Annotated in this window: 5 protein-coding genes and 1 pseudogene; all 6 read left to right on the plus strand. The window is 66.9% G+C overall.

What is annotated here, in order from left to right:
• The first annotated feature begins 213 nt into the window (after positions 1-213).
• Positions 214-1,692, plus strand: a complete 1,479-nt coding sequence (gene cysS, locus HUW62_RS43455; RefSeq protein ID WP_163868373.1) for a cysteine--tRNA ligase — start codon at positions 214-216, stop codon at positions 1,690-1,692.
• Between the two features lie 44 nt (positions 1,693-1,736).
• A complete protein-coding gene (locus tag HUW62_RS43460; protein ID WP_176437791.1) occupies positions 1,737-3,434 on the plus strand; it encodes a M28 family peptidase in 1,698 nt (565 codons plus the stop codon).
• Between the two features lie 84 nt (positions 3,435-3,518).
• The gene (uvrB, locus tag HUW62_RS43465; RefSeq protein WP_176437792.1) at positions 3,519-5,612 is read left to right on the plus strand and encodes an excinuclease ABC subunit UvrB; all 2,094 of its coding nucleotides are present in this window, start codon (positions 3,519-3,521) and stop codon (positions 5,610-5,612) included.
• 12 nt (positions 5,613-5,624) lie between these two features.
• Complete coding sequence (gene uvrC / locus HUW62_RS43470) at positions 5,625-7,565, plus strand: excinuclease ABC subunit UvrC (protein ID WP_176437793.1); 1,941 nt, start codon at positions 5,625-5,627, stop codon at positions 7,563-7,565.
• 134 nt (positions 7,566-7,699) lie between these two features.
• Positions 7,700-8,218 (plus strand): DUF507 family protein, encoded by a 519-nt coding sequence (locus HUW62_RS43475; protein WP_163868376.1) that lies wholly within the window; start codon positions 7,700-7,702, stop codon positions 8,216-8,218.
• A 70-nt stretch (positions 8,219-8,288) separates the two neighbouring features.
• Positions 8,289-8,587 (plus strand): annotated as a pseudogene (locus HUW62_RS43480) (hypothetical protein); the annotation flags it as partial.

Genomic DNA, 8,587 nt, shown 5'->3' on the forward strand with positions numbered 1-8,587 from the left:
GGCGGGCGCTTGGGATTCGCTGGAGCCATGAACACCATTCTCGCTGATTGAGGACCGGCTGGAAGGTTCTCAGGCCCGGGTCGTCCGAAGTTGTCCAGGTCCGGTGGATTCCGGGGGGCTCCCGGCACCGAGGACCTCGTGAATGCTGGCCTGTTCAGGGACCGCGAATCTAGAGTGGCGGTCACACGCACAAAGACGGACCCCCCAGGAGGAATGGCGCAAGTGACTCCCCCACCCATCCGGCTCTTCAATACGATGACCATGCAGAAGGAGCTGCTGGAGCCCGCTGTACCGGGCTGCGTCGGGGTCTACGTCTGTGGTCCTACTGTCTACAGTTACATCCATATCGGGAACGCTCGCACCTTCACGTCCTTCGACGTGGTGGTCCGCTACCTCCGGTACCGGGGCCTGAAGGTCCGCTACGTCCGGAACTTCACGGACGTGGACGACAAAATCATCAAGGCCGCGCACGAGACGGGCGAGGCCCCGGTGGCGCTGGCCTCGCGCTTCGTGGAGATCTTCCGCGAGGACGCCAAGGCGCTCCACATGCAGGAGCCGGACGTGGCGCCGAAGGTGAGCGACCACCTCCCCGAAATCATCGCCATCATCCAGAAGCTCGTGGACAAGGGCTTCGCCTACGCGTCCCACGGCGACGTGTACTTCTCGGTGAGCGCGGACAAGGACTACGCGAAGCTGTCCAAGCGGCACCTGGACGAGCTGTGCGTCGGTGAGCGCGTGCAGCCTGGAGATTTGAAGCGAGAGCCGCTCGACTTCGCGCTGTGGAAGGCCGCCAAGCCGGGCGAGCCCGCGTGGGAGAGCCCGTGGGGCCCCGGGCGTCCGGGCTGGCACATCGAGTGCTCCGCGATGAGCGCGAAGTACCTCGGCGAGACGTTCGACATCCACGGCGGGGCGCTGGACCTCATCTTCCCCCACCACGAGAACGAAATCGCGCAGAGCGAGTCCGCCAACGGGCAGGAGTTCGCGAAGTACTGGATGCACTGCGGCTTCCTGGACCTCGAAGGCGCGAAGATGTCCAAGTCGCTGGGCAACGTGGTGCGCCTGCGCGACGCGCTGGAGAAGGTGGACGCGGAGGCCCTTCGCTTCTTCTTCATCTCCACGCACTACCGCCATCCGCTGAGCTTCTCCGACAAGGCCCTGGCCGACGCGGAGTCGCGCATGGAGTACTTCTACGAGACGCTGCGCAAGGCGGATGAGCGCATCACCGGGAAGGACTTCGGCACCGGCGCGCTCCACGGCGAGCCGCATCGCTTCCTCGCGGAATTCGAGTCCTCCATGGACGACGACTTCAACAGCGCGGGAGGCATGAGCGCGCTGTCAGGCCTCTTCAATCTGATGAACGAGCTGACCGACAAGCCGCCGGTGAAGGACAAGCCGATGGTGGGGCGCACGCTCCAGGCGCTGCGCGAGGACGTGCGCAAGGTGTCCGGTGTGCTCGGCCTGTTCGAGGACGACCCGAGCGCGTGGCTCCTGCGCCGTCGTGAGCGCGCGGTGCGCGAGCGCGGCATCGACGTGGCGGAAGTCGAACGGCTGCTGGGCGAGCGGACGGCCGCTCGGGCCGCGAAGGACTTCGCCGCGGCGGACCGCGTGCGGGCCACGCTGAAGGAGAAGGGCGTGGAAATCATGGATACGGCGGGCGGCACCTCGTGGAAGGTGGCGGCCGCTCAGGGCTGAAGGGCTGCGGCGCCCCGGGCCTTCGTGTTAGGGCTCGGGGCACCATGAAGCACCTGCTGTCACTGTTCCTGGCCCTGACGTCCGTTCCCGCGCTCGCGCAGCGCGCGCCGTTGAGCACCCCCGCGGAGAAGGTCGCCGCGGGCAGCATCGACCCGGACGTGTTGCGCGCGCACGTGCGCTTTCTCGCGAGTGACTTGCTCGAGGGCCGAGGCCCCGGCACCCGGGGCGACGCGCTGGGACAGGCGTACATCGCCGCGCAACTGGAGGCCCTGGGGATGAAGCCCGCGGGCACGGACGGCACGTACTTCCAGCCGTTCGACCTGGTGGGCGTCACCGGCCATCCGGAGACGATGTCCATTCGCGCGCCGCTGGGCACGGCGGAGCTGAAGTTCCACGAGGACTTCATCGCGGTGTCCGGCGTGCAGGTGCCGGAGTCGAAGCTGGAGGCGTCCGAGCTGGTCTTCGTCGGCTACGGCATCCAGGCGCCCGAGTACGCGTGGGACGACTTCAAGGGGATGGACCTTCGCGGCAAGACGCTGCTCATCCTCAACAGCGACCCCGAGGATGATCCCCACCTCTTCGCGGGCCGCACGCGGCTCTGGTACGGCCGCTGGGATTACAAGTACGAGCAGGCGGCGAAGGTGGGCGCGGCGGGCGCCATCATCCTCCACACCACCGCCAGCGCGGGCTATCCGTGGCAGGTGGTGCAGTCGTCGTGGACGGGCGAGCAGTTCGAGCTGCCCGCGACGTCGGGCCCCCGCCTCCAGGTGAAGGCCTGGACGACGGAGGACGCCACGCGTCGGATGTTGCAGCTCGCGGGTCGAGAACTGGAGACGCTCCGGGCCTCCGCGCAGTCGCGCGACTTCCAGCCGGTGCCGCTGGGCGTGACGGTGTCCACGCGCTTCGCCAACGACGTGCGCCGCCGTCCCACGGCCAACGTGCTGGCGATGTTGCCCGGAAGCGACGCGAAGCTGTCAGGCGAGGTGGTGCTCTACAGCGCGCACCATGACCACCTGGGCAAGAAGGAGGGTGGCAAGCCGGGCGAGGACACCATCTACAACGGCGCGCTCGACAACGCGGCGGGCGTGTCAGCGATGCTCGCGGTCGCGCGGGCCTACCGTGCGATGCCCCAGGCTCCACGACGCTCCATCCTCTTCGCCGCCGTGGCAGCGGAGGAGCAGGGCCTCCTGGGTTCGCAATATCTGGCCGAGCACCCGCCCGTGCCCGCCGGCCGCGTCGCCGCCAACGTCAACATCGACGGCGCCAACATCCACGGCCGCACGCGCGACATCACCGTCATCGGCCTGGGCAAGTCCAACCTGGACGGTGTCATCACCGCGCTGGCGAAGACGCAGAACCGAGTGGTGAAGGCGGACCAGTTGTCGGACCGGGGCTTCTTCTACCGCTCGGACCAGTTCAACTTCGCCAGGCGCGGCATCCCCGCCGCCTACTTCGGCAGCGGCATGGACTTCATCGGTCGCCCGGAAGGCTGGGGCCGCCAGCAGCGCGAGGCCTGGGAGGCGAAGCACTACCACCAGCCCTCCGACGAGCTGCGCCCGGACTGGGACATGACGGGCGCGGTGGAGGACGCGCGCCTGTTCTTCCTGCTCGGAGCCCACGTCGCGCGCGCGACGGAGCTGCCGCGCTGGAACAAGGGGGACGAGTTCGAGGCCGCTCGCCTGGAGGCGCTGGAGGCACTCAAGGCCCCCCGGACACCTCCCTCCGAGGGGGCATCGAAGTAGGGCGGGAACCGCTCCGTCCGCCGCTCGACGGGCGGGTACAAATGTCCAGTGTTTCGCCCCGCGAGGGTGTTAAACCTCGCGGATATGCCTGAGTTCCAGATCGTCAGCGACCACCGGCCCGAGGGAGACCAGCCCAGGGCCATTGGCGAGCTCACGGAGGGCGTGCAGCGGGGCGACCGCTACCAGACGCTCCTGGGCGTCACCGGGTCCGGAAAGACGTTCACCATGGCGAACATCATCGCCAACGTGCAGCGTCCCACGCTGGTCATCGCCCACAACAAGACGCTGGCCGCGCAGCTCTACGGCGAGTTCAAGGGCCTCTTCCCGAACAACGCCGTCGAGTACTTCGTCTCGTACTACGACTACTACCAGCCCGAGGCCTACGTCCCGTCGTCGGACACCTTCATCGAGAAGGACTCGTCCATCAACGACAACATCGAGCGGATGCGCCACTCGGCCACCCACTCGCTGCGCACGCGCGACGACGTGGTGATTGTGGCCAGCGTGTCCTGCATCTACGGCCTGGGCGCGGCCCGGAGCTACGTGGACCTGGCGGTGCGCGTGGACGTGGGCGGGGAGATGGGGCGCGACACGTTCATGCGCCGCCTGGTGGAGAGTCAGTACGACCGCAACGACATGGACTTCCACCGAGGCACCTTCCGCACGCGCGGCGATACCGTGGAGGTGTTTCCCGCATACGAGGAGGAGCGCGCGGTGCGCGTCAGCTTCTTCGGCGACGAGGTGGAGCGAATCACCGAGTTCGACCCGCTGCGCGGCGTCACGCTGGGCACGCTCGACAAAATCGTCATCTTCCCCGCCAGCCACTACGTCGCGGGCGAGGACATGCGCAAGCGCGCGCTGCAGACCATCCGCGACGAGCTGTCCGAGCAACTGCAGACGTTCAAGCGCGAGGGGAAGCTGCTGGAGGCGCAGCGGCTGGAGCAGCGCACGATGTTCGACCTGGAGATGATTGAGCAGGTCGGCTACTGCAACGGCATCGAGAACTACTCGCGGCACTTCTCGGGCCGCTCCACGGGCGAGCCGCCCCCGTGCCTCATCGACTACTTCCCGCGCAACCTGCTGGTCCTCATCGACGAGAGCCACCAGACGGTGCCGCAGATTGGCGCGATGTACCGTGGCGACCGCGCGCGCAAGGAGACGCTGGTCAACTTCGGCTTCCGCATGCCCAGCGCGTTGGACAACCGCCCGCTGAAGTTCGGTGAGTTCGAGGAGCTGGTGCCCCAGGCCGTCTTCGTCTCCGCCACGCCGTCCGAGTACGAGCTCCAGAAGTCCCAGGGCGTCGTGGTGGAGCAGATCATCCGCCCCACCGGCCTGACGGACCCGGAAGTGGAGACGCGCCCGGTCGGCAACCAGGTCGATGACCTGCTCGAGGAGGTGCGCCTGCGCGTCACGCGCAACGAGCGCGTCCTGGTGACGACGCTCACCAAGCGCATGGCGGAGGACCTCACCGAGTACTACGCGGACGTGGGCGTGCGCGTGCGCTATCTGCACTCGGACATCGACGCGATTGAGCGCATGGCCATCATCCGGGACTTGCGCAAGGGCGAGTTCGACGTGCTGGTGGGCATCAACCTGCTGCGCGAGGGCCTGGACATCCCCGAGGTGTCCCTGGTCGCCATCCTCGACGCGGACAAGGAGGGCTTCCTGCGCAGCCACGTGTCGCTCATCCAGACCATCGGCCGCGCCGCGCGCAACCTGAATGGCCGCGTCATCATGTACGCGGACTCCATCACCGACTCGATGAAGAAGGCGCTGGAGGAGACGTCGCGCCGCCGCGAAATCCAGCGGCAGCACAACAAGGCCCACGGCATCACCCCTCGCTCCATCAAGAGCAACATCACCAACTTCTCCGAGCACGCCTACGACGCGGAGGGCAGCGGCACGTTACCCATGGCGGCCGAGGGTGAGGACGACGTGCTCGACGCGAAGGAGATCAAGCGGCTGGTGAAGGAGTTCACCGAGGAGATGCAGCGCGCCGCCGAGTCGATGGAGTTCGAGAAGGCCGCCGAGTACCGGGACAAGGTGCAACTGCTCAAGGACATGGACCTGGGGCTCAAGCCCGCCTCACGCTTCCTGTTGAAGGGGCCGGCGAAGGCGCCGGACGACGCCCCGAAGCGGGGACGGGGCAAGGGCGGCCGGGCGCGAGGGCGCCGTTAGGAGGCGTCTGCCATGGACGTGAAGCTCCAGGAGAAGCTCGACGCCCTTCCCACCGAGCCCGGCGTGTACCTGATGAAGGACCGCCGGGGTCAAATCATCTACGTGGGCAAGGCCATCAACCTGCGCAGCCGCGTGCGCTCGTACTTCACGCGCACCGGGGACACGCGCGTCTTCGTGTCGCTGCTGGATGAGCTGCTCGGCGACCTCGACACGGTGCTCGTCCACAACGAGAAGGAGGCGCTGCTCCTCGAGAACGAGCTCATCAAGAAGCACCGCCCGCGCTTCAACGTCCTGCTCAAGGACGACAAGCAGTTCATCTCCCTGCGCCTGGACCGCACCCACGCCTATCCGCGCCTGGAAGTCGTCCGCAAGTACGAGCGCGACGGCGCGCGCTACTTCGGCCCGTACTCCAGCGCGGGCGCCATCCGCGAGACGCTGCGCATCATCAACCGCTACTTCCGCCTGCGCACCTGCACGGACCACGTGCTGGCCAACCGCAAGCGGCCCTGTCTGCTGTTCCAGATCGGCCGCTGCCCGGCGCCCTGCGTCCACCCGGTGCCCGAGGACGACTACCACCGCAGCGTGGACGAGGTGGTGATGTTCCTGGAGGGCAAGGCCAGCGAACTGGTGGAGGGCCTCCGCCTGCGCATGAAGCGCTCGGCCCAGGAGCTGAAGTTCGAGGAGGCCGCGCGGGTGAGAGACCAGCTCCTGGCGATTGAGCGCAGCCTGGAGCGCCAGAAGATCGCCACCACGGACTTCAAGGACCAGGACGTCTTCGCGCTGTTCCGTGAAGGCGACCGCATCATGTTCTACGTCCTCTGGGTGCGGCAGGGCCGGCTCAACGGCGGCCAGGCCTTCCCCTTCGGCAACCAGGAGTTCCCCAACGAGGAGCTGCTCGCCTCGTTCGTGAACCTCTACTACGACCAGGGCAGCTTCGTGCCGGAGGAGGTGCTGCTGCCGCTGGACCCGGAGGACGGCACGGAAGGACTCGAGGGCCTGCTCACCGAGCGGAAGGGCGAGCGCGTGCGCGTGCTGGTCCCCAAGCGAGGGGAGAAGCACGAGTTGGTGCAGATGGCGGCGAAGAACGCCGAACAGGCCTTCCTGGAGCGCCGCCGCACCAAGGACGAGACGGACCAGGTGCTCTCGCGCCTCCAACAGCGGCTGAACCTCAAGAACTTTCCGCGCCGCATGGAGTGCTTCGACATCTCGCACTTCCAGAGCTCCGCCATCGTCGCCTCGCAGGTGGCCGTCACCGACGGCGAAGCGGACAAGTCCCGGTACCGGAAGTACAAGATCAAGACGCTGGAGAAGCAGGACGACTTCGCCAGCATGTACGAGGTCGTGACGCGCCGCCTCAAACGGGGGCTGGAGGACGGAGATCTGCCGGACCTGCTCGTCATCGACGGCGGCAAGGGGCAGCTCGCCAGCGCTCACGCCGCCATGAAGGACCTGGGCGTGGACTCCGTCGACGTCGTCGGCCTGGCCAAGAGCCGAGACCTGGAGGTCTTCGACCGGGACGCGGAGAGCGCGAAGAGCCCCGAACGGGTGTTCGTCGTGGGGCGAAAGGACCCCATCGTCCTGGCGCAGAACTCGGCGGAGATGTTCATGCTGACGCGCATGAGGGACGAGGCGCACCGCTTCGCCATCACCTTCCAGAAGCAGGTGATGCGCAAGAGCCGGGTGCGCTCGGCGCTGGAGGACATTCCGGGGGTGGGGGAGGTGCGGCGCAAGACGCTCTTGCGGCACTTCGGTTCACTCAAACGCGTGGGCGAGGCGAGCATCGAGGAGCTGGCGGAAGTCGTGGGCCCGGCCGTCGCGGAGCGTGTCCATGCGGGGCTTCACGGACACCCTGACGAAGAGGCCGAGGACCCTGTCCGGGAAGCATCCCTCGACGATGCCGTCGAACCGGCGAACGAAAAATCGCAGGGAGGGTCGCCACCCGGTGCCGCGTGATTAATTTCCACTTCGGACTGCGGGGGAAGTGCGCTGGAACCGCGACGTTCCTGGGGTTTTTAATTGCGACTGGGCTCGGCGCTGATTTATAGCGGTTGACGATTCGAGCCGTCCAAAGAGGGCGAGGGACCGACATGAGGCTGTATCCGAAGGTGATCCCGATCATCTCGCGAGAAGCGATTCAGCGGCTCATGCAGGATGCGGACATCGAGGTGGAGCCGATGCGCGTGGCCGACGCCGAGATGGACCTGTCGGCGATCATGCGTGAGTACCTGGCGAACGAAGAGCGTGTGAACCAGGCGACGCGAGAGGCCCTGGAGCGTCGCGGATATGACTACTCCAAGTTCAACCAGGTGAAGCGCGAGATGGCGGATGTTCGCGGCTTCAAGATGGGGGACGAGGGCATCGAGTTCGTCATCAACCAGATGATCGAATTCCTCCTCATCAGCCGGAACGTCGAGGAGGTCTTCGCGGCCGACAACGTCATCCGCCAGAAGATCTTCGCGGTGATGAAGCATCACCTGGACGTGGATGATGAAATCGACAAGGAGGCTCGCTCCCGCCTGAAGCACCTGCAGGAGGGCACCAGCGCCTTCGACATCGAGTACAACAAGACGGTGGAGCAGATCCGCCGGGCTCGAGGCCTCATCTAGTCTTCTTGGAGAGAGGGGACTGCCGTTCCCCGCTCCGCTGCCTACCTTGTTCCACAAGGAGGCAGCGTCGATGGCGGGACCTCTCACCACGTTTCTGTTGTCCGGGTTGCTGGCCGCGGGGCCAGGCGGGTTCACGTTCGAGGGCCGGCAGGCCAGCGCGCGGACCGAGCATCCGGACGGTTTCTTCATCCAGGGACCTCTGCCCTTCACCGACCTGGCCGAAACCGGCCGAGGGAGCGCGGAGCTCACCGTCGAGGACCGGGTGGACCTCCCGGAGGCCACGTACGGCGACAAGGCGGCCTTCTCCTCGTTGTTCCGGCTGGGAGCCACCGACTACCGGGTGGAGCTGTCCCATGCCGGTTTCCCGCC

This window comes from Myxococcus sp. AM011, assembly GCF_013372595.1.
In the GTDB taxonomy this organism is placed as follows: Bacteria; Myxococcota; Myxococcia; order Myxococcales; family Myxococcaceae; genus Myxococcus; species Myxococcus eversor.